Origin of the sequence: Streptococcus cristatus, from assembly GCF_003943515.1 — a bacterium.
GTDB classification, from domain to species: Bacteria; Bacillota; Bacilli; order Lactobacillales; family Streptococcaceae; genus Streptococcus; species Streptococcus cristatus_D.
The window spans coordinates 416,957-437,303 of the sequence record NZ_RJPT01000001.1; the positions used below are offsets into that span (position 1 = coordinate 416,957).

17 protein-coding genes are annotated in these 20,347 nt (G+C 42.7%); 15 read left to right on the top strand and 2 right to left on the bottom strand.

The features are described 5' to 3' along the window. The first annotated feature begins 32 nt into the window (after window positions 1–32). From D8791_RS02175 to D8791_RS02210, 8 genes are all read left to right on the top strand, one after another. Entirely contained in the window at window positions 33–1,439 is a 1,407-nt protein-coding gene (locus D8791_RS02175; protein WP_125446275.1) for a Cof-type HAD-IIB family hydrolase, read from the top strand. Window positions 1,440–1,505: 66 nt separating this feature from the next. Then, a complete protein-coding gene (locus tag D8791_RS02180; protein ID WP_125446097.1) occupies window positions 1,506–2,567 on the top strand; it encodes a M24 family metallopeptidase in 1,062 nt (353 codons plus the stop codon). 61 nt (window positions 2,568–2,628) lie between these two features. After that, entirely contained in the window at window positions 2,629–3,189 is a 561-nt protein-coding gene (gene efp / locus D8791_RS02185; protein ID WP_125446098.1) for an elongation factor P, read from the top strand. 30 nt (window positions 3,190–3,219) lie between these two features. Beyond that, a complete protein-coding gene (locus tag D8791_RS02190) occupies window positions 3,220–3,609 on the top strand; it encodes an Asp23/Gls24 family envelope stress response protein (RefSeq protein ID WP_045500744.1) in 390 nt (129 codons plus the stop codon). Next, window positions 3,602–4,039 carry a transcription antitermination factor NusB gene (gene nusB, locus D8791_RS02195; RefSeq protein ID WP_185760533.1) on the top strand — a complete coding sequence of 146 codons (438 nt, stop codon included), beginning with the start codon at window positions 3,602–3,604 and terminating at the stop codon, window positions 4,037–4,039. Before D8791_RS02190 ends, nusB begins: the two co-directional genes overlap by 8 nt. A gap of 651 nt (window positions 4,040–4,690) precedes the next feature. Continuing rightward, a complete protein-coding gene (locus tag D8791_RS10560; protein WP_125446100.1) occupies window positions 4,691–4,906 on the top strand; it encodes a hypothetical protein in 216 nt (71 codons plus the stop codon). A 55-nt stretch (window positions 4,907–4,961) separates the two neighbouring features. Beyond that, window positions 4,962–5,168: a hypothetical protein gene (locus D8791_RS10565; RefSeq protein WP_125446276.1), complete on the top strand. Its 207-nt coding sequence runs from the start codon at window positions 4,962–4,964 to the stop codon at window positions 5,166–5,168. 396 nt (window positions 5,169–5,564) lie between these two features. Further along, the gene (locus tag D8791_RS02210; protein WP_125446101.1) at window positions 5,565–9,383 is read left to right on the top strand and encodes a pullulanase; all 3,819 of its coding nucleotides are present in this window, start codon (window positions 5,565–5,567) and stop codon (window positions 9,381–9,383) included. A gap of 276 nt (window positions 9,384–9,659) precedes the next feature. Here D8791_RS02210 and D8791_RS02215 read toward each other — a convergent pair whose 3' ends face one another. Both D8791_RS02215 and D8791_RS02220 read right to left on the bottom strand, forming a co-directional pair. After that, on the bottom strand, window positions 9,660–10,625 hold the full coding sequence (locus tag D8791_RS02215; protein ID WP_125372473.1) for a LacI family DNA-binding transcriptional regulator: 966 nt from the start codon (window positions 10,623–10,625) through the stop codon (window positions 9,660–9,662). After that, entirely contained in the window at window positions 10,606–12,060 is a 1,455-nt protein-coding gene (locus tag D8791_RS02220) for a sucrose-6-phosphate hydrolase (RefSeq protein WP_048792259.1), read from the bottom strand. The genes D8791_RS02215 and D8791_RS02220 overlap by 20 nt, the downstream gene beginning before the upstream one ends. Window positions 12,061–12,255: 195 nt before the next feature. Between D8791_RS02220 and D8791_RS02230 the strand changes: the two genes are divergently transcribed. The 7 genes from D8791_RS02230 to D8791_RS02270 all read left to right on the top strand — a co-directional run bounded on the left by D8791_RS02230 (window position 12,256) and on the right by D8791_RS02270 (window position 20,269). Beyond that, complete coding sequence (locus D8791_RS02230; protein WP_005591796.1) at window positions 12,256–14,142, top strand: sucrose-specific PTS transporter subunit IIBC; 1,887 nt, start codon at window positions 12,256–12,258, stop codon at window positions 14,140–14,142. A gap of 311 nt (window positions 14,143–14,453) precedes the next feature. Continuing rightward, the gene (scrK, locus tag D8791_RS02240) at window positions 14,454–15,353 is read left to right on the top strand and encodes a fructokinase ScrK (protein ID WP_062123547.1); all 900 of its coding nucleotides are present in this window, start codon (window positions 14,454–14,456) and stop codon (window positions 15,351–15,353) included. 80 nt (window positions 15,354–15,433) lie between these two features. Next, window positions 15,434–15,844, top strand: a complete 411-nt coding sequence (locus D8791_RS02245) for a peptide deformylase (RefSeq protein ID WP_125446102.1) — start codon at window positions 15,434–15,436, stop codon at window positions 15,842–15,844. Window positions 15,845–15,873: 29 nt separating this feature from the next. Continuing rightward, window positions 15,874–16,443, top strand: coding sequence for a hypothetical protein (locus D8791_RS02250; RefSeq protein WP_125446103.1), 570 nt, complete (start codon window positions 15,874–15,876; stop codon window positions 16,441–16,443). Between the two features lie 451 nt (window positions 16,444–16,894). Continuing rightward, complete coding sequence (locus D8791_RS02260) at window positions 16,895–17,989, top strand: DUF4352 domain-containing protein (protein WP_185760534.1); 1,095 nt, start codon at window positions 16,895–16,897, stop codon at window positions 17,987–17,989. A 105-nt stretch (window positions 17,990–18,094) separates the two neighbouring features. Continuing rightward, window positions 18,095–19,231, top strand: coding sequence for an amidohydrolase (locus D8791_RS02265; RefSeq protein WP_125446105.1), 1,137 nt, complete (start codon window positions 18,095–18,097; stop codon window positions 19,229–19,231). A gap of 204 nt (window positions 19,232–19,435) precedes the next feature. Further along, window positions 19,436–20,269, top strand: a complete 834-nt coding sequence (locus tag D8791_RS02270) for an amino acid ABC transporter substrate-binding protein (RefSeq protein WP_125446106.1) — start codon at window positions 19,436–19,438, stop codon at window positions 20,267–20,269. Window positions 20,270–20,347: the final 78 nt, after the last annotated feature.

The window sequence follows — 20,347 nt, forward strand, 5'->3', positions numbered from 1 at the left end:
TTGTATCATAAAAGGAAAGAATGAGAAAATCAATGGAAATAAAAGCCGTCTTTTTTGATATAGATGGAACCTTGATTAATGACAGTCGAACCGTCTTGAAATCGACAGAGGCCGCCATTAAGAGTTTGCAAGAACAAGGGATTTTGGTCGGTTTAGCAACAGGCCGCGGCCCCTTCTTTGTCAAGCCTTTTATGGACAAGCTGGATTTAGACTTTGCTGTCACCTACAATGGTCAGTATATTTTTTCAAAGGACAGGGTTATTTCTGCCACACCGATTGATAAGCAGAGCCTGCGTGATTTGATTGCCTATGCCAAGAAGCACCGGAAAGAAATTTCCTTGGGGACAGAACAGGCCATGCAAGGTTCAAAAATTATGACCTTTGGTATGAGTTCCTTTTCCCAGTGGGCTACCCAGTTTATCCCTAGGAGCATGACTCGGACGGTGAGCCACGGTTTTAACAAGATTGTGAGCAAGGCCTTGCCTCAGCATGAAGAAGATCTGCTGAAATTGATTCAAGTGCCTATCTATCAAGTCCTGATTTTGGCGGATCCGGCTGAGAGTGCAAAGATTGAAGCGGATTTTCCACATTTGAAATTTACTCGTTCGAGCCCCTATGCAGCGGACATCATCAATCAAGGGATGTCAAAGCTGGAGGGGATTCGTCTAGTCGGTCAAGAGTATGGCTTTGATATCCATCAGGTCATGGCTTTCGGAGACTCTGACAATGACTTGGAAATGCTATCGGGAGTTGGCTTGTCTATTGCTATGGGAAATGGTACCAGCTCTGTCAAGGAAGTAGCCAAGCATACGACTAGCAGCAATAGTCAGGATGGGATTCATCGGGCACTAGAACATTTTGGTATTTTAGCGAGTGAGAAAGTCTTTGTGTCCCGTGATCACCATTTCAATAAGGTCAAGACTTTCCATGGTGTCATGGATGAGTCTACGCAGGAAGAACCCATTGCTTGGACACCAGAGGAAGCTCGGCACCGTGCTGACTTCAAGTTGGAAGAGTTGGTTGAATTTCTCAGAGCTGCCAGCTCTTCAGAGGAAGAATTTGATCAGTCGATGGCCAGAATGCATGAGGCTTTAGATAAGGCCGCTGCCAAGGTTCGTAGCAAGAGCAAGGCAGAAATTTCTTTAGTTGGTCAAGTGGATGCTCTGATCGATACGCTCTACTTTACTTACGGTAGCTTTGTCTTGATGGGAGTTGATCCTGAGCGGATTTTCGATATTGTTCATCAGGCCAATATGGGGAAAATTTTCCCAGATGGAAAAGCGCATTTTGATCCCGTGACTCATAAAATCCTCAAACCAGATGACTGGGAAGAGAAATATGCGCCAGAACCAGCAATCGAACGGGAGTTGGAGCGACAGATTCAGGCTTATCAGCGCAATGTGGAAAAGGCGCAAAAAGAAACAAAAGACGAAGAGTAGCGACTCTTCATCAACAGAATTTTTATTTTACGATACTCAATTGAATTATTTTACGGAGGTTTTCTCATGTTATCAAGAGTTGAAAAATTTGAAGCAGCCTTGGCTCAGACAGAATGCGATGCTGTCTTAGTAACCAATCTGAAAAATATTTACTATCTGACTGGTTTTAGTGGCACAGAAGCGACGGTTTTCATCAGCAAGTCACGACGGATTTTCCTGACAGATTCTCGCTATACCTTGATTGCCAAGGGCGTGGTTGAAGGCTTTGATATTGTTGAAACGCGGGATGCGGTTGGTGAAATTGCTAATATCATTGCAGACGACAAGTTGGCGAAAATCGGTTTTGACGATGAAATTTCCTATGCTTACTTCAAGATGCTGGAAAGTGTGTTTGCTGGTCATGAGCTGGTGCCGATGACAGGCTTTATCGAAAATCTGCGCATGATCAAGGATGAGCAAGAAATCGTGACTATTCGCAAGGCCTGTCAGATTTCGGACCAAGCCTTCCTAGATGTACTGGACTTTATCAAACCCGGTCAGACGACAGAGCTGGCTGTTATGAACTTTTTAGATGCCCGTATGCGCCAGTTAGGTGCTTCAGGTGCCTCCTTTGACTTCATCATCGCTTCGGGCTATCGGTCTGCTATGCCGCACGGTGTGGCTAGTGACAAGGTCATCCAAAATGGTGAAACCCTGACCATGGACTTTGGCTGCTATTATAACCACTATGTCAGCGATATGACGCGGACTGTTCATGTGGGGCAGGTGACAGATGAAGAGCGGGAGATTTATGACATTGTCTTGCGTAGTAATCAGGCTCTGATAGAAGCGGCTAAAGCTGGACTCAGCTGTATTGATTTTGACCGGATTCCTCGTCAAATTATCAATGATGCAGGCTACGGACCTTACTTCAGCCACGGGATTGGTCACGGTATTGGACTGGATATCCATGAGATTCCTTACTTTGGTAAGTCAGAAGAGCCGATCAAGGCTGGCATGGTCCTGACGGATGAACCGGGTATCTATCTGGATGGCAAATACGGCGTTCGCATCGAAGATGACCTTCTGATTAAAGAGACTGGTTGTGAGGTCTTGACCCTCGCTCCAAAAGAATTGATTGTGATTTGAGAATTATCAAGCTTTATGGTAGAATAAAGAGTAAATTATTTATTAAAGAGGTAAAAAACAAATGATTGAAGCAAGCAAGCTGAAAGCTGGAATGACTTTTGAAACTGCTGATGGTAAATTGATCCGTGTCTTGGAAGCAAGCCACCACAAACCAGGTAAGGGAAATACCATCATGCGTATGAAATTGCGTGATGTCCGTACTGGTTCTACCTTTGATACTAGCTACCGTCCAGAAGAAAAATTTGAGCAAGCAATCATCGAAACAGTACCAGCACAATACTTGTACCAAATGGATGGCACTGCTTATTTCATGAATACTGAGACTTATGACCAATACGAAATCCCAGTAGTCAACGTAGAAGAAGAATTGAAATACATCCTTGAAAACTCAGACGTGAAAATCCAATTCTACGGATCAGAAGTGATCGGTGTGACAGTACCTACAACTGTTGAATTGGTAGTAACAGAAACACAACCATCTATCAAAGGTGCTACTGTAACAGGTTCTGGTAAACCAGCAACTCTTGAAACAGGTCTTGTTGTCAACGTACCAGACTTCATCGAAGTTGGACAAAAATTGGTCATCAATACAGCAGAAGGAACTTACGTTTCTCGTGCGTAATTTCAATCTTTCATATAGAAAGGAATTCTTATGGCAAACGAACAATTAGGCGAAATCGTTATTGCGCCACGAGTCTTGGAAAAAATTATTGCCATTGCTACGGCTAAGGTAGAGGGCGTTCATTCTTTTGCAAATAAAAGCATGTCAGATAGCCTTTCTATGCGTACGCTTGGACGCGGTGTTGCGCTGCATACGGATGAAAGTGGCGACATATCAGTTGATATCTACCTCTATCTGGAGTACGGCATTAGTGTGCCAACAGTTGCAGTTGCGATCCAAAAGGCGGTCAAAAGTGCTGTGAACGATATGGCTGAAGTAGAGCTGTCTGCTGTCAATATCCATGTGGCAGGTATTGTTCCAGAAAAATCACCAAAACCAGATTTGAAAGATCTGTTTGATGAGGATTTCCTCAATGACTGATGTTTTGTTAGAATCTAGAAGAGAGCTACGCCAGCGGGCGTTTCAGGCTTTGATGAGCCTAGAGTATGAAGGGGATGCCATTGAGTCTTGTCGCTTTGCCTATACCTATGATAAGGACGAAGAGCAGACAGATGCTGAAGTCAATATCCCAGCATTTCTACTCAACTTGGTCACAGGAGTATCTCAATCCAAGGAAGAGTTAGATAAGAAAATCGCCCAGCACTTGAAAGCAGGCTGGACAGTTGAGCGTCTGACCTTGGTGGAAAAGAATATCCTGCGATTAGGCATCTTTGAAATGACAGAGTTTGATACTCCCGAGCGAGTAGCGGTCAATGAAGCCATTGAACTTTCCAAGCAATTTTCTGATGAAAAATCAAGTAAGTTTATCAATGGTATTTTAAGCCAATTTATAACAGAAGAAAAAGACTGAGACGACTGTCTCAGCTTTTTTGTTTTTTGATAGTCGCAGTTGCTAATAATGATTAAAAGGTTTCCATTATAGCAACCTAGGTCTCGGCTGGTCCTTTTTCCTATAGATTCGTGGTAACCTAGGCCTCGGCTAGCTACTTTTACTATAAATTCATAGGAATCTAGGTCTTGGCTGTTTACTTTTCCTATAGATTCATGGCAATATAGATCTAGGACGCTCTTTTCATCTCTGTTTATAGGATAAATCGCTTTCGTTTCTTAGGATTTTTACTAGGTTTTTTAGAGATGAGGAATCGTCTAGTCAGTCTAAGTAAGAAAAGAAAGAGATAATAGAAAATCGCCTAAAGAGCAATTCTTTAGAAGAGAGTTTTTGAGGGGAATCTTTGGATTTAATACCTATTTGAATAGGCCTATACGGGAAAATTTAAATTGCTGGTAAACTTGATAATGTTGAAAAAGTTGCCGTCAGTTTTTGTATGGTATTTCTACATATAAACTTTATGGATTAAATAATAATTGCTATAATAGGAGATAGGAAGTATCTAATAGTTTGTATTATTAAAAGCTTTAAGGTACTTGAAAAATTCCAAGAAGAGGAAGAACTTAGAGCAGGTGAATACATGGATTATTTGCAGATTACAGGAGGATAAGCATGACGATTGTTTTGATTTCAGTTATTATTGCATTTCTATATCATAAAATCGCAGAACATTTTAAGAATAGCTATATTAATTGCATTCTATTTCTATTATTGATTTTGTCTCATTTTATATGGGATTACTATTTCTTACCAATTGACATAGTAATAGCCCTCAGTGGAGCACATTTACTATCAAATTTCTTTGAAAAGGTAAGAAGTAAGCAATGAAACTGATTTAGAGAGAGTCACTAGAAAATGAAAGGTGGAAAGTTGGGTATTTAAAATGAAACATTTTTTTGCAGGTCTTGGTGCAATAAACTTTGCTAGTTATCTAATTGCTATAGGTGTAGGATTGGCACCTCTCTTTCACATTTTTATAATCCGTTCGGAAATAAGTTTTGGGAAAATAGTATTGTCTATAATAGCTATACTTTTAATCATTGTTTTAACAATTGCTCGAATTTATAGAAGATTTTTCTATAAAGATTAGTTCGATCTTCTTTAAAGTTTGGGAAAATCTTATCTTTCTAAAAAACGGACGGTGCTATTGAAATGCAGGTGATAGCCTAAAGAAAGCGGTAGTGATTATCACACCCAAAAGTAATCAGGGATTGAACTGCATTAAAAAAGACGTTTAAAGAAAAGATTTACGGAAGAAATGCTTTTTTTGATGAGTCTAAAGAAATTTTTAGTTTCATTATCTTAAACAACAAAGCGAGAGCTGGTAGATTTCGTATGAAAGGAATCTGAAATCATACATAAAGCTTTGGAATAAAAAAATGATCTATGAAAACCTTTACATTTCGATAGAGAATCTGTATAATAAATACAGAAAACGTTTGCACACGTATTTTCTATAGGAAAAAATAAAGGAGTTTTTTTATTTATGAAAAGAAACTATCATCTACAGTCTCGGACCAGTGAAAAGCGTCATTATTTTGGAATTCGTCGCTTGAAAGTCGGAGTAGCATCTGTCGTGATTGCGTCTGGCTTTCTCTTTGGAGGTGCCCAGTTAGTCAAAGCGGATGAGACAAAGGCTACGACTAGCCCAGCAACGGAAACAGTATCAGCTGCTAATTCAGAAGCTTTGCCTAAGCCAGCAGATGAAGCAAAAGCCGAGGAAGTGGATAGTTCAGCGCAAAAAGAAAGCGAACAAAAAGGCAATATCGAGAAAAGCGCCCAGCCTGAGGCAGTAGTAAATCAAGCTGCTCAGCCGACAGAGGGGGCAGACTCTAGTGCGACTCCAGAAGCAGCTGGGAAAGAAGCCAAGGAAACAGCTGCATCTGACGAGACAGAAAAGCCAGCGTCAACTGATCAGTCAGAGACATCGACCAAGGATGCTATCGCAGATGGCCATATGCGTTTCCATTTCAAAAATCTACCATCCGAAAATCTGGATAGCTTAGGTCTGTGGACTTGGGATGATGTTGAAACGCCTTCTAGTCAAAAGGGAGGTTGGCCGACCGGAGCGACCAGCTTTGCAACAGCCAAAAAAGATGATTATGGCTATTACCTTGATGTCAAGATGGCAGAGAAAAGAAGCAAGGTTAGTCTCTTAATCAACAATACAGCAGGTCAAAATATTACGGGTGATAAGACGGTTGAGCTGCTCAGCCCTCAGATGAATGAAGTTTGGTTTGACAAAGACTATAATCCTCATACCTCCGAGCCTTTGAAAGAAGGAATGCTTCGGATCAATTATTATCGCACAGATGGTCAGTATGATAAGAAATCCCTTTGGCTCTGGGGAGATGTGCAAAATCCAGGTCAAAATTGGCCTGATGGCGTGGACTTTGAAAAGACTGGGAAATACGGTCGCTACGTAGATGTTCCTCTGAAAGAGGCTGCAAAGATGATTGGCTTCCTGCTTTTAGATGAAAGCAAGTCAGGAGATGATGTGAAGATTCAAAAACAGGATTATAATTTTGCAAATTTGGGTAAGACTAGCCAGATTTTCTTGCGTGATGCGGATCCAACGGTTTATACCAACCCTTACTTTGTCAATGATATCCGCATGACAGGAGCCCAGCATGTTAGCTTGACAGAGATTGAGGCGACCTTCTCTACCTTAGAAAACGCTAAAAAAGAAGACATTCTGAAAAACCTAAAAATTACCAACAAAGATGGCGGAGAAGTCACTGTTAAAGATGTGGTTCTGGACTCTAAGAATAAAAGCGCAAAGTTAATCGGTGATTTTAATCAAGCTCAGTCACCTTACCTTATCAAATATGGCAACGACCAATTTAAAACCAGCATGAACTGGCAGTTGAAGGACAGCCTTTACAAGTATGACGGTGATTTGGGCGCACGTGTTTCTCAGGCGGGCAAACAAGTAGACCTGACCTTCTGGTCACCGAGTGCGGATCAAGTTGATTTGGTGGTCTATGACAAGGAAGATCAGAACAAGGTCCTTGGGCGCATAGCTATGCAGAAGGGTGAGTCTGGCACATGGACTGGCAGCTTGACGCCTGAGAGCGGTCTAGGGATTTCTGACTATCGTGGACATTTCTATCATTATGAAATTACCCGTGGAGGCAAAAAAGTTCTGGTGCTGGATCCTTATGCTAAGTCTTTAGCCGCTTGGAACAGTGAAGATGCGGACAAGGGGGATGCCTACAAGATTGCTAAGGCGGCCTTTGTAGATCCAAGTGAATATGGACCAAAAGACCTAACCTATGCCAATATTCCGAACTTTAAGAAGCGGGAAGATGCCTTGATTTATGAGGCACATGTTCGTGATTTCACTTCAGATCCAGCTATTTCAAAGGATTTGAAATCTCAATTTGGAACCTTCTCAGCTTTCATTGAGAAATTGGATTATTTGAGAGACTTGGGAGTGACCCACGTTCAGCTCTTGCCAGTTCTGAGTTATTACTTTGTAAATGAGCTGAAAAATGCTGAGCGTATGGACAAGTACGCTTCCAGCAACAGCAACTACAACTGGGGCTATGACCCGCAAAACTACTTTTCGTTGACAGGTATGTACTCCAGCGCACCGACAGATCCAGCCAAGCGCATTGAGGAATTCAAAAACCTTGTCAACGAAATTCATAAGCGTGGCATGGGCGTTATCATGGATGTGGTCTATAATCATACGGCTAAGACCTCTATTTTCGAGGACTTGGAGCCCAATTACTACCACTTTATGGATGCGGATGGCACACCGAGAACTAGCTTTGGTGGCGGCCGCTTGGGGACTACCCACTATATGAGCAGACGGATCTTGGTGGATTCGATCAAGTATCTGACAGAGCAGTACAAGGTAGATGGTTTCCGCTTTGATATGATGGGAGACCACGATGCTGAGTCCATCCAAACAGCCTACGAAGAAGCCAAGAAGCTCAACCCAAATCTCATTATGCTAGGTGAGGGCTGGAAGACTTATGCAGGTGATGAAAATAAAGCTGTCCAGCCGGCTGACCAATCTTGGATGAAGTCAACAGACACGGTAGCGGTCTTCTCAGATGATATTCGCAACACCTTGAAATCGGGTTATCCAAATGAGGGAACACCAGCCTTTATCACTGGTGGCAAGCGCAGTGTGGAAAATGTCTTCAAAAACATCAAGGCGCAGCCAACCAATTTTGAGGCGGATAGTCCAGGGGATGTGATTCAATACATCGCAGCCCATGATAATCTGACGCTCTTTGATATCATTGCGCAGTCGATCAAGAAAGATCCGGCAGTGGCTGCCAATAATCAAGAGATTCATCGCCGCCTGCGTCTAGGAAATCTGATGATTCTGACTTCGCAAGGGACACCATTTATCCACTCTGGTCAAGAGTACGGCCGGACCAAGCAATTCCGCGATCCTGCCTATAAATATCCTGTCTCAGAAGACAAGGTTCCAAACAAAGCGCATTTATTGACCAATGAAGATGGCACGCCGTTTGAATACCCGTATTTCATTCATGATTCTTATGATTCGAGCGACGCGGTCAATCATTTTGATTGGACCAAGGCGACTGATTCGGAGAAATTCCCTGAAAATGCCAAGAGCCGTGCTTATATGAAGGGCTTGATTAGTCTACGGAAATCAACGGACGCCTTTACCCGCAGCTCCAAAGCAGAAGTAGATCAAAATGTGACCCTCATCACCCAGCCTGGCAAGGATGGCGTTGAGAAAGAAGACCTTGTCCTTGGCTACCAAGTGGTTGCTTCGAATGGCGATATTTATGCAGTCTTTGTCAATGCGGATAAAAAGGAGCGAAACTTCAACTTTGGTGAAACCTACAAGCATCTAGCAGGTGCAGAGGTTGTGGCTGATGGCAATAGCGCAGGCGTTTCTGCTATTTCAAATCTAGCAGGTGTCACTAGAAACAGTAATGGATTGACTCTAGCTCCGCTGACAGCGACAATTTTGCGGATTAAAAAGGCGAGTCCAGCTCAAGAAGAAAAACCTCAAGATACAAGTAAAGATATCCAGCAAAATCCGTCTCAAGGCAGCGTTAAGGAGCTTCAAAAAGAACAAAGCCCTAGTCCTAGCTTGTCGAATAAGCTTGTTCAAGTTCCATCTACATCTCCATCGTCAGAGAGTCAAAAACCACTTGCTGCAGAGCCACAGCAGGACAAAGTAAGTCCTAGTGAGACTGCTTCGACAGAAAAAGTCTTGCCAAAAACTGGCACAGAAACTTCTCTGCTTGCACTTTTAGGTGCTTCTCTTGCCTTCTTTACTGGCTTGCTCACTTTTAGAAAGAAACAATAAAGTGAGAGTGGGACAGAAATCGGTAATTCGTTAGAATTCGATTTCGTCGTCCCACCTCCGCACAGTTGAGTAGGACTGTAAAAGCTGATGAGATCAGCGTAGTAGAGCCCACTCAATCACTGCGTCTTGCTCGACATTCCAAAGACAATTGAGAGGCTAGGACTTTTGTCCCAAACTCAGCAGTTGTAGAAATCCATATTTCTCAGCCGTGATAGATAAAATACGACTTCCAAAATGGAAGTCGTATTTTCTTATTTAGTAGGGATTGAATGAAAATTACACACTCTTGCCTGGCAAGAGGTTCACCGGCAGGAAGTAGCCCGTTGTTGTGACTTCTTGCTTGTCAATTTTTTGTAGCAGTAAATCGACCAGAAGTTTGGCAATCTCTTTCAGCGGTTGCTTAATGGTTGCCAGCTGAGGGTAGTAGTTCTCCACAAAGTAGGTGCCGTCGTAGCCGATGATTTTTAGATCTTCAGGAATCTGGATGTCTAGCTCCTGAGCGACTTTCATCACTAAAATGGCTGTCAAATCATCTGAAGCGAAGATAGCATCTGGCTTCTTGTGGGTCAAAATGTGTTTGATTTCCATTTCCTTTCGGACTGGAGAAAAGTCGCTAGACACATTGATGATAGGAGCGTCCGGCAGGACAGAGGCGAAACCAGCATGGCGCAGGCCGGTCGGCGAGTTGGAATTGTCATTGCCGGTGATCATGATGATATTTTGAGCGCCAGCCTTGACCAAGGTCTGAGCAGCCAGCACTCCACCGCCATAGTTGTCTGAGGAGACAACTGGAATATCTGGTGAAAGGTTACGGTCAAAGGAAATGATGGGAGCAGTCACGCGATTGTAGTCTTCGATGCCTAGATTGTGACTGCCGGAGATGATACCATCCACCTGATTAGCCTCGAGCATCTCAAGGTACTCACGCTCCTTATCTGAGTCATGCTCGCTATTGCAAATGATAGTTTTATATCCCTGTTTAAAGAGCTCGTGTTCCAATTTACCAATTAATTCTGCGTAAAAAACATTGCTGATATTAGGAAAGATGAGCCCAATTAGCTTGGCTGATTTTCCTTGGAGGCTACGCGCCAGATTGTTAGGCTTGTAAGCCAATTCTCGCATGGCTGCCTCAACCTTGGAAATCGTTTTGTCGGATAAGTAGCCTTTCCTGTTGATGACGCGGGAAACAGTTGTAGGGCTGACTCCTGCTAGTTTTGCTACATCAGTTAGCTTTGCGACCATAATCTAATTCATAGTAAGTACCGGTTGGATTACCTTTGGTAATGGCAATGCCTGTCTGGTCTTCTCTCGGGAAGACACGGCCGGAAAATACTTTCTCTCCTTTATTGATGAAAATTTCAAAAATCGATTTATCGATGAAGATAGTAGCACTTGTGGCTTCTTTGTCAATATCACAGCTTCGGCTGGTTCCAAAGTCCAGAGCGAGTGGCTCACCTGCCTGACTGCGGTCAACGGTCACTTGACCTGCTTTGAGGTCAAAATTGATGCGTAGGCCCTTGCCATCCTTGTCTGAAAAGAGGACGATTTCGTGTTCGGTGTCCGCAGCGAGATTTAGCTCTAGTTCGTAGCTGTTCTTGCTTTCTGCCAGAGGAGCGAAAGGCTGAGCCTCTGCTCGCAAGTCCTTGATTGTTGGGACTGGGTATTGGTAGAGCTTGCCGTCTTTCAGGGTCAATTCCTTGACGAGGGAGAACACTCCTTGATGGTCGAAGCGGTCAGATGGGTATTCCACATCAGGCAAGCCTAGCCAACTGACAGCGAGTGCACGACCGTCAGGTGCGTTAAAAGCTTGGGTGGCGTAGCAGTCGAAACCGTAGTCCAGATTTTGGATAGGGCTAGGATCAATCATCGCGGCTTTATTTATGTCAAACGATTGACCTATTTTATACATATTTGGATAAATGTTGCCATAGTCCAGTACGTCCTTAGACAAACCTTGAGGGCAGTAGAGCAGGATTGGCTGGTCGTTGATAAAGACTAGATTAGGACACTCCATCATATAGGCCGTCTTGTCATTGGCAAAGTTCAAATCACCGACGACTTCCCAGTTGGTATAGTCATTGTCAACAGCCTTGTAAAGCTTGACATAGCCTTGCTTGTCCAGATTTTGCCCACCAACAATAGCATAGAATTGCCCTTTGTAATTGAAAATCTGTGGATCGCGGAAGTGGTCGGTCGCTTCAGCAGGCTGCTCAATCAAAACCTTGTCGATTTTTTCGAGCTTGCCTGATTTGTCTAACAAGGCACCGATTTGATAGGGGTGACGCACCCAATTTTCATCACGAACATTGCCGGTGTAGAAGAGAAAGAGCTTGTCGTCAAACTGCATGGCAGAGCCTGAGTAGGCACCGTGGCTGTCCAGAGCAGTATCTGGCAGCACTCGAAGGCCAGTTTCAGTGAAGTGAACTAGGTCATCGCTTTCTAATTGAACCCAGCACTTGAGACCGTGGGCAGCCCCGAAAGGAAAGTTTTGGTAGAAAACCACCCACTTGCCGTCAAAATAAGAGAAGCCGTTGGGGTCATTGAGCAGACCTGTCTGAGGCTCCACATGGTAGTTAGCCCGCCAAGGAGATTTAGCGATGTTTTCTTTGATCTGCTGTAGCTCTTCCTGAGTCCAGTCTTCATAGCGTTTGTAGCGTTTTTCAGTCGTCCAAGCCAATCTTTTGTCCTCCGAATCATATTATTTCTTATTACTATAGTAAACGTTTTCTGCTGAAAAATCAACATTTAACAGTAAAAAAATATTTTTTCTGCAAAACGCTTGACATATCTCTGAATCATGGTAAAATAATATTCGTAAAGGTGATAAAATCGCTTTCAAAAGTTAAAAATATTTATAAGGAGATTTTTGCAAATGAATAATACTGAAATTGCAAAAAAGGTCATCGAAGCCTTGGGTGGACGTGAGAACGTTAACAGTGTAGCCCACTGTGCGACTCGTCTGCGCGTCATGGTTAAAGATGAAGGTAAAATCGACAAAAATACTGTCGAGAACCTAGAAAAAGTTCAGGGAGCTTTCTTTAACTCAGGCCAATATCAAATCATTTTTGGTACAGGTACGGTTAATAAAATCTATGACGAAGTTGTAGCCTTAGGTTTGCCGACTTCATCAAAAGATGACATGAAAGCAGAAGCTGCTAAGCAAGGGAATTGGTTCCAACGCGCCATCCGTACTTTCGGTGATGTCTTTGTGCCAATCATCCCAGTTATCGTAGCAACTGGTCTCTTCATGGGTGTTCGCGGGCTCTTGAACGCTCTTGGAATGACGCTTCCAGATGATGTAACGACCTATACTCAAATCTTAACAGATACAGCCTTCATTATCCTACCAGGTCTGGTAGTTTGGTCAACCTTCCGTGTATTCGGTGGAAATCCAGCCGTTGGTATCGTTCTTGGTATGATGCTTGTATCTGGCTCGCTTCCAAATGCTTGGGCAGTAGCATCAGGTGGTGAAGTGACTGCTATGAAATTCTTTGGATTCATCCCAGTTGTTGGTTTGCAAGGTTCTGTTCTTCCAGCCTTCATTATTGGGGTTGTCGGAGCTAAGTTTGAAAAAGCTGTCCGTAAGGTTGTTCCAGATGTTCTGGATCTTTTGGTCACACCATTTGTAACCCTTTTGGTGATGTCAATTCTTGGACTTTTCGTTATTGGACCAGTCTTCCACGTTGTTGAAAACTACATTCTTATTGGTACAAAAGCTATTCTTGGCTTGCCATTTGGTCTAGGTGGTTTGTTGATCGGTGGAGTTCACCAATTGATTGTCGTATCAGGTGTACACCATATCTTCAACTTGCTTGAAGTGCAATTGCTCGCAGCTGACCATGCTAACCCATTCAACGCAATCATCACAGCTGCTATGACAGCTCAAGGTGCTGCAACCGTTGCTGTTGGTGTCAAAACTAAAAATCCTAAACTTAAAACTCTTGCATTCCCAGCTGCTCTTTCTGCCTTCCTTGGTATTACAGAGCCTGCTATCTTCGGGGTTAACTTGCGTTACCGCAAACCATTCTTCCTTTCATTGATCGCTGGTGCTGTCGGTGGTGGCTTGGCTTCTATCCTTGGCCTTGCTGGTACTGGTAATGGTATCACTATCATCCCAGGTACCATGCTTTACATTGGTAATGGACAACTCTTCCAATATCTCTTCATGGTAGCTGTATCATTTGCTCTTGGTTTTGCACTTACTTACATGTTTGGTTACGAAGATGAAGCTGAAGTTGCTACGAATGCTACTACAGAGCGTCTGGTCGAAGAAGAAACAACTGGTAATGTTCCAGCGGCTCTCCAAGATGAAACAATCATTTCTCCAATCGTTGGTAGTGCAGTAGCTTTGAGCGATGTAAATGATCCTGTTTTCTCAAGCGGAGCTATGGGTCAAGGGATTGCGATTAAACCAACTGAAGGTGTTGTTTATGCCCCAGCCGATGCAGAAGTGACAATTGCTTTTGCGACAGGCCATGCTTATGGTTTGAAGACAGCTAATGGTGCTGAAATCCTGATCCACGTTGGTATTGACACAGTGTCTATGAATGGCGAAGGATTTGATCAAAAAGTTTCTCAAGGTTCTAAAGTCAAAGCTGGCGATATTATTGGAACTTTTGATTCAGCTAAAATTGCAGCAGCTGGTCTGGATGACACGACTATGGTTATCGTGACTAACACAGCTGACTACGCTTCTGTGACTCCAGTAGCAGAAGGAACTGTTGCTAAAGGCGATGCGATTATTGAAGTGAAAGCTTAATCTTAGCTATAGAAAGTCAACAAAGGAAAGAGGCTGGGACAAAAGTCCTGGCCTCTCAATTGTCTTTGGATTGTCGAGCAAGACGCAGTGGTTGAGTGGGCTCTACTACGCTGATTTCATCAGCTTTTACAGCCCTACTCAACTGTGCGGAGGTGGGACGACGAAATCGAATTCTAACGAATTAGCGATTTCTGTCCCACTCTCTTTTTACTTGAGTACTAAGATTTACAGAGGAAAATCTAAAATATAGAGCCATTTCCAATATGGAAATATGCTATAATGGAGTATAAAGAATACAAGAGGTGTTTGAAATGACAAAATTGTACGGAAGTTTAGAAGCTGGTGGAACGAAGTTTATCTGTGCTGTGGGCGATGAAAATTTTAATGTTGTAGAAAAAACACAGTTTCCTACAACCACACCGATTGAGACACTGGATAAAACGATTGAGTTCTTCTCTCGTTTTGACAATCTAGCTGGTCTGGCAGTCGGCTCTTTCGGTCCAATTGATATTGACCCTAATTCAAAAACATATGGCTACATTACGACAACTCCAAAACCACATTGGGCAAATGTAGACATCGTAGGAGCGCTTCGTCGTGCTTTGAATGTGCCTATTTACTTTACGACAGATGTCAACAGCTCTGCCTATGGTGAAGTTGTAGCCCGCAATAATGCTGGCGGTCGCATTGAAAATCTAGTTTATTATACGATTGGAACGGGAATTGGCGCTGGTGCAATCCAACGTGGTGAATTTGTCGGGGGGACAGGCCACCCAGAAATGGGACACTACTATGTAGCTCAGCACCCAATGGATGTGGAAAAAGGCTTTAACGGTGTCTGTCCTTTCCACAAGGGCTGTTTGGAAGGCTTAGCAGCTGGTCCTAGCTTAGAAGCGCGGACAGGTGTGCGTGGTGAAAACATTGAGCTCAATAACTCTGTCTGGGATATTCAGGCTTACTATATTGCGCAGGCAGCTATTCAAGCGACAGTGACTTTCCGTCCAGATGTCATTGTCTTTGGTGGTGGTGTGATGGCGCAGCAGCACATGTTGGATCGTGTTCGTGAGAAATTCACTGTCCTGCTCAATGGCTACCTGCCAGTGCCAGATGTGCGTGACTACATTGTCACACCGGCTGTCGCAGGAAATGGCTCAGCAACACTAGGAAATTTTGTCCTCGCAAAAGATATTAGCGAACGCTATGCAAAATAAGTAAACAAGGCGTTGAGAGTGTTCAAATAAACTAAGGAGGCTGAGATAGGGAATCCAGCCTCTTCCATTTGAGGTGAAAGATGCAAAAAGCAATTGTGAAAGATACTTTCTTTTTACAGCAAAAATCAGTTCCTGCCACGAAAGCTGATCTATTCTTGGCTCAAGATTTGCAGGATACCTTGTTGGCGCATAGAGAGTCTTGTGTCGGTCTTGCAGCGAATATGATTGGTTTCCAAAAGCGGGTGATTATTTTTATGTATGGTATGTTGCCCATGGTCATGTTTAATCCAGTTCTCATTCAGAAATCAGGAGCTTATGAAACGGAAGAAGGCTGTCTGTCTTTGACAGGCAGTCGGTCAACCATTCGTTACCAGAAAATCACGGTCGAATATCTGGATCAGAATTGGCTGAAGAAGACCATTACTTTAGAGGATTTTCCAGCACAAATCTGCCAGCATGAATTAGACCATTTGGAAGGCATTCTCATATAGGAAATATACCTGGAAAGGATGGGACTAAAATGAAAGTATATCAGCGCAATGGAGCAACATTTTATGCCATAGGCTTTTTCTTACTCTTTGCTATCTTTTTTATCATGGCTTTTGAATCTATGAATAAGGCCTCCCTTGAGTCAACAAGTCAAAATAGTAGCAATCAACTGGTTCATAGGGCTTCTACCAACAAAGAAGACCAAGGAAGCAGGCAGACGACTGAAGAAAGTAACAATATGCTCAATCCAATCTATTGGGGAATGGGCATAGCCGCTATTTTTATGATCGTTCTAGGCTATATTTCGCACCATAAACCACCGATTTTAGAGATGGATGAGATGGGAATAAGGCTGAGAGGCTTATCTGCTAAAAGAGAGAAGTACTTCTTGTGGCAGGAGATTGAACAAATTGAATACGATATATCTCGACCTAGGATGACATCTTCAGAACCGACCAGTCGAATTTTATATTTCTATCCCAAAAATCAAGAGGAGAGTGCTGTCTCTTTAGACTTGGCTGATGTGAAAAATACTAGCTTCAATGAACTTCATCAGGAAATTTCCGTTCTTGCTCCGCATATCAAGTGGCTTTTTCTGTAGAAATATTATTATAGAGTAGGGATTTGATCTGCTTATTTTATCGATGTAAGATTAGTTGGATAAAAGATAAATGAGGCTGGGACAAAAGTCCTAGCCTCTCAATTGTCTTTGGATTATCGAGCAAGATGCAGTGGTTGAGTGGGCTCTACTACGCTGATTTCATCAGCTTTTACAGCCCTACTCAACTGTGCGGAGGTGGGACGACGAAATCGAATTCTAACGAATTACCGATTTCTGTCCCACTCTCTTTTTTGTAACCAATTTCTTATATGAGAGTTAGAAATTTTGCCTGTTTTACTTAAGACCGCACTTTTCAAGCTTTTTGAGGTGCTTAGTTATATTCATAATCGCAAGAATACATCTTTATATGACTCAAATTTTAAACGCTATTTACCAGTTTAGCCAAGTATGATAAAATAGAAAAGTCACAGTATTAAGAAATTAGGAGACAATGATGAAAAAAGTATTTAAATACACGGCCTTGCTTATGGCAGGGATGAGCTTAACCGCCTGTGCCTTGCTTCCAAGTCCAAATAAAAAACATTCTGGTAAGCCAAGTCAGGAGACAACTGTCAAAAAGTCAGCCAGCAATGGGCAGGTTGATATCCAGATTAAGGATGGTCAGTTCATTATGCCAAGCAACGGATCAGCTGATGCCAAATACTTGGCCTTGTCTTTGGAAATTAAAAATAAAACAAATGATAAGATCATGATTTCCTCCTCAGACATTGGTTTTTATGATTCAGAAGGCGAAAAAATCCAGCCAGTCGGAGTCTATGATGATAAAGAAAACTTCAAAACACTGAGCTATGAAGATTTAGCGGAAGGAAAAACTCTTTCTGGTAATCTGGTCTTTAAAGTTGAAGATGGCAAGAAATATGAACTTCACTATGAGAAGAAAACCTATGGCTCCGATGAAAAAGCAGAAGCCATCAAACTAAAGGTTGATCCTGCGAAATATCCTAATCACGTTGACGAATCAAAGAAATTAGCTTCTGATTACCTCAATGCTGTTTTCTTGGGAGGAGAAGCAAAGACAAAATCCTCCAAAGACAAAGGCGATTTGGTTTTAGGCGGCGATTTGGAGCAAGATAAAAAAGATTATAGAGCAGCTTTTGCAGCAGATTTCACACGTAAATTGCATGATTATCCCTTTAGTGAGGATGAAATCAATGCTTTCATTGATGCTTATGTGAAAAGTAATGCCAAACGCTCAGAAATTGACTACACAGTAGCCCAGTACATGCCAAATTCAATCGTTATCAAGATCAAACCGAGAACGGTCAGTCTAAATAAAACCATGTATACCTACCGTCAAGATTTTTATGATAAGCATCGTTCTGAATATGGAAGTCTGAGTGACGTCTACAAAGCTACCGATAAGAGCTATGCCAATGACATGATGGCTGGAATGGATTCACGTCCTCTTCTTACGCCAGAACGAGATTATCAGTTGAAATTTGTCAAAACAGATGGCAAATGGGTCCTAGAGCGTGATTATTCTTATGAATCCATCGTCAGAGCTTTTGAAGGCGATATATCTTAATAGCAAGATGAGAGGGCGGATGCTTCATTCTGCTCTCTATTTTTGTTTCCTAGTCTAGCTTTGTGCTATACTGGAGAATAGATATGTAGAGTAAAGGAGCCTGCCATGAAACAATTCTATGATAAATTAGTAAAAACGCGTCATTATCTTCATCAGCATCCAGAGCTGTCTGGCCAAGAGTATGAAACGACGGCCTTTCTAAGCCGTTATTTGCAAGACTTAGGGATTAAAATCTTGGACTCCGGCTCAGAGACGGGCTTGATTGCCGAAATTGGTCAGGGAGAGCCGGTGATCGCCTTGAGGGCAGATATTGATGCCCTGCCCATTTTAGAGAAGACAGGTCTGCCTTACGCTAGCCAAAATCCTGGTGTCATGCATGCCTGTGGTCATGATTTTCATCAGACTAGTCTTCTGGGAGCATCAGAGTTGCTCAAGGCTATGGAAGAAGATTTACAGGGGACTATTCGCCTGATTTTTCAGCCAGCCGAGGAAACCTCTCAAGGAGCCAGTCAAGTTCTGGCTACGGGCTTGTTGGATGATGTAGTTGCGATTATCGGTTTTCATAATATGCCCCAGTTAAAAGCTGGGCAAATAGCCTTGAAGCCGGGAGCCATGATGGCAGGCGTAGAGAAGTTTAAGGTGACTATTGAGGGAGTCAGCAGCCATGCGGCTCGGCCAGATTTGGGAGTAGATACGGTGCTGACTCTGACCAGCATGATTCAAAATCTTCAGGCATTGGTTTCTCGGACTGTCTCGCCCTTTGAGCCAGTTGTTTTATCGGTGACCCACATTGAGGCTGGGGCGACTTGGAATGTCCTGCCACAAAATGGCTTTTTTGAAGGCACGATTCGCTGTTTTAACCCTGATTTGCAAAAACGTTTGAAGGCAGATTTTCTCCGCATTGTGGAGCATACGGCGGAGAATTTCGGTGCTAAGGTCACTATTGTCTGGGATCAGACTCCGCCAGTGACCTATAATGATCCAGAATTAGCCGAGCTTATTTTTAAAAATTCTCAGAATATCGGGGAGCTAGTACCTGCCCAGCCATCTTCAGCCGGCGAAGACTTTGCCTTTTACCAAGAAAAAATCCCTGGTGTCTTTGCTTTTATCGGATCAAATGGTGCAGCAGATGCGCCTGATCTGCACCATGATAGCATGACGATTGACGATACAGCCTTTCAGGTCTCTGTGCCTTACTATGTCGAAAACGCCCTCTTCCTCCTCAAGCACTATAAGAAATAACTATAGTCTTTCATAGAAAATAAGAACTAGGCAAGGACCTTTTCTTTTGTTATCATAGAAAAACAAGATTTCGATATTTTCAAATAGTTTGAATAATCGAATCAGTGATAAAGAAAATCTATCACCTTGATAAAAAATATATAATGGTCAGGATTTTCGACTTTTGGTATGATAGAAACATGCTCTTTAGGAGGAGATAGAGATATGAATATTAAAAAGATATTGAAATACACTGCCACTGCTGTGGTAGGAAGTCTTGCAGTTGGGCTGCTTGTAGCCTGCTCGTCTTCTGCGAGTAAAGATAGTACTACAAAGAAAAAGACGATTGAAGTCGGAACGGTTGGAACAACCAAGCCTTTCTCTTATGAGGATAAGGATGGAAAACTAACTGGTTACGAAATTGAAGTGCTTCGTGAAATCTTCAAAGGTTCAGATAAGTACGAAGTCAACTTCAACAAGACCAAATGGGCTTCTGTTTTCTCTGGCTTGGACAGTGACCGCTACCAAATCGGTGCCAATAACATCAGTTATTCAGAAGACCGTGCTGGTAAATACCTCTATACCAACCCTTACGCTAAAAACCCAACCGTCTTGGTGGTTCGTAAAGGAGTAAATATCAAGTCGCTGGACGATATCGGAGGCAAGTCTACTGAAGTTGTTCAAGGTACTTCAACAGCTAAGCAGTTGGAAAAGTACAATGAAGAGCACAGTTCAAACCCAACAACCATCAACTACACAGATGGTACAATCCAGCAAATCTTGGCTAATTTGAATGATGGCCGTTCAGACTACAAGATCTTTGAGCGTATCACAGTAGATACCATCATCAAAGACCAAGGTTTAGATAATGTCGAAGTGATTGAACTTCCAAGTGACCAACAACCCTATGTCTATCCAATCCTTGCTTCAGGACAAGAAGAACTTCAAAGCTTCATGAACAAGCGGATCAAGGAACTCTACGAGGATGGCACACTTGAAAAATTATCAAAAGAATTCTTTGGCGGCACTTATTTGCCAGATGCCAAGGATATCAAGTAAGTTCTGATTTTCTTTGCCTTAAGCAATTGGAAATAACTTACAACCCTTTCACTAGAAAAAAATATATTTTATAAGGAG

What these genes read in the sequence shown, in the direction of transcription:
- D8791_RS02190 (WP_045500744.1), top strand. Translation starts at nt 3,220, where the DNA reads ATGGCAAACGAACAATTAGGCGAAATCGTTATTGCGCCACGAGTCTTG.
- D8791_RS02265 (WP_125446105.1), top strand. Translation starts at nt 18,095, where the DNA reads ATGAAACAATTCTATGATAAATTAGTAAAAACGCGTCATTATCTTCAT.
- D8791_RS02230 (WP_005591796.1), top strand. Translation starts at nt 12,256, where the DNA reads ATGAATAATACTGAAATTGCAAAAAAGGTCATCGAAGCCTTGGGTGGA.
- D8791_RS02215 (WP_125372473.1), bottom strand. Translation starts at nt 10,625, where the DNA reads ATGGTCGCAAAGCTAACTGATGTAGCAAAACTAGCAGGAGTCAGCCCT.
- D8791_RS02175 (WP_125446275.1), top strand. Translation starts at nt 33, where the DNA reads ATGGAAATAAAAGCCGTCTTTTTTGATATAGATGGAACCTTGATTAAT.
- D8791_RS02210 (WP_125446101.1), top strand. Translation starts at nt 5,565, where the DNA reads ATGAAAAGAAACTATCATCTACAGTCTCGGACCAGTGAAAAGCGTCAT.
- efp (WP_125446098.1), top strand. Translation starts at nt 2,629, where the DNA reads ATGATTGAAGCAAGCAAGCTGAAAGCTGGAATGACTTTTGAAACTGCT.
- nusB (WP_185760533.1), top strand. Translation starts at nt 3,602, where the DNA reads ATGACTGATGTTTTGTTAGAATCTAGAAGAGAGCTACGCCAGCGGGCG.
- D8791_RS02260 (WP_185760534.1), top strand. Translation starts at nt 16,895, where the DNA reads ATGATGAAAAAAGTATTTAAATACACGGCCTTGCTTATGGCAGGGATG.
- D8791_RS02250 (WP_125446103.1), top strand. Translation starts at nt 15,874, where the DNA reads ATGAAAGTATATCAGCGCAATGGAGCAACATTTTATGCCATAGGCTTT.
- D8791_RS02245 (WP_125446102.1), top strand. Translation starts at nt 15,434, where the DNA reads ATGCAAAAAGCAATTGTGAAAGATACTTTCTTTTTACAGCAAAAATCA.
- D8791_RS02180 (WP_125446097.1), top strand. Translation starts at nt 1,506, where the DNA reads ATGTTATCAAGAGTTGAAAAATTTGAAGCAGCCTTGGCTCAGACAGAA.
- D8791_RS10565 (WP_125446276.1), top strand. Translation starts at nt 4,962, where the DNA reads ATGAAACATTTTTTTGCAGGTCTTGGTGCAATAAACTTTGCTAGTTAT.
- D8791_RS02270 (WP_125446106.1), top strand. Translation starts at nt 19,436, where the DNA reads ATGAATATTAAAAAGATATTGAAATACACTGCCACTGCTGTGGTAGGA.
- scrK (WP_062123547.1), top strand. Translation starts at nt 14,454, where the DNA reads ATGACAAAATTGTACGGAAGTTTAGAAGCTGGTGGAACGAAGTTTATC.
- D8791_RS10560 (WP_125446100.1), top strand. Translation starts at nt 4,691, where the DNA reads ATGACGATTGTTTTGATTTCAGTTATTATTGCATTTCTATATCATAAA.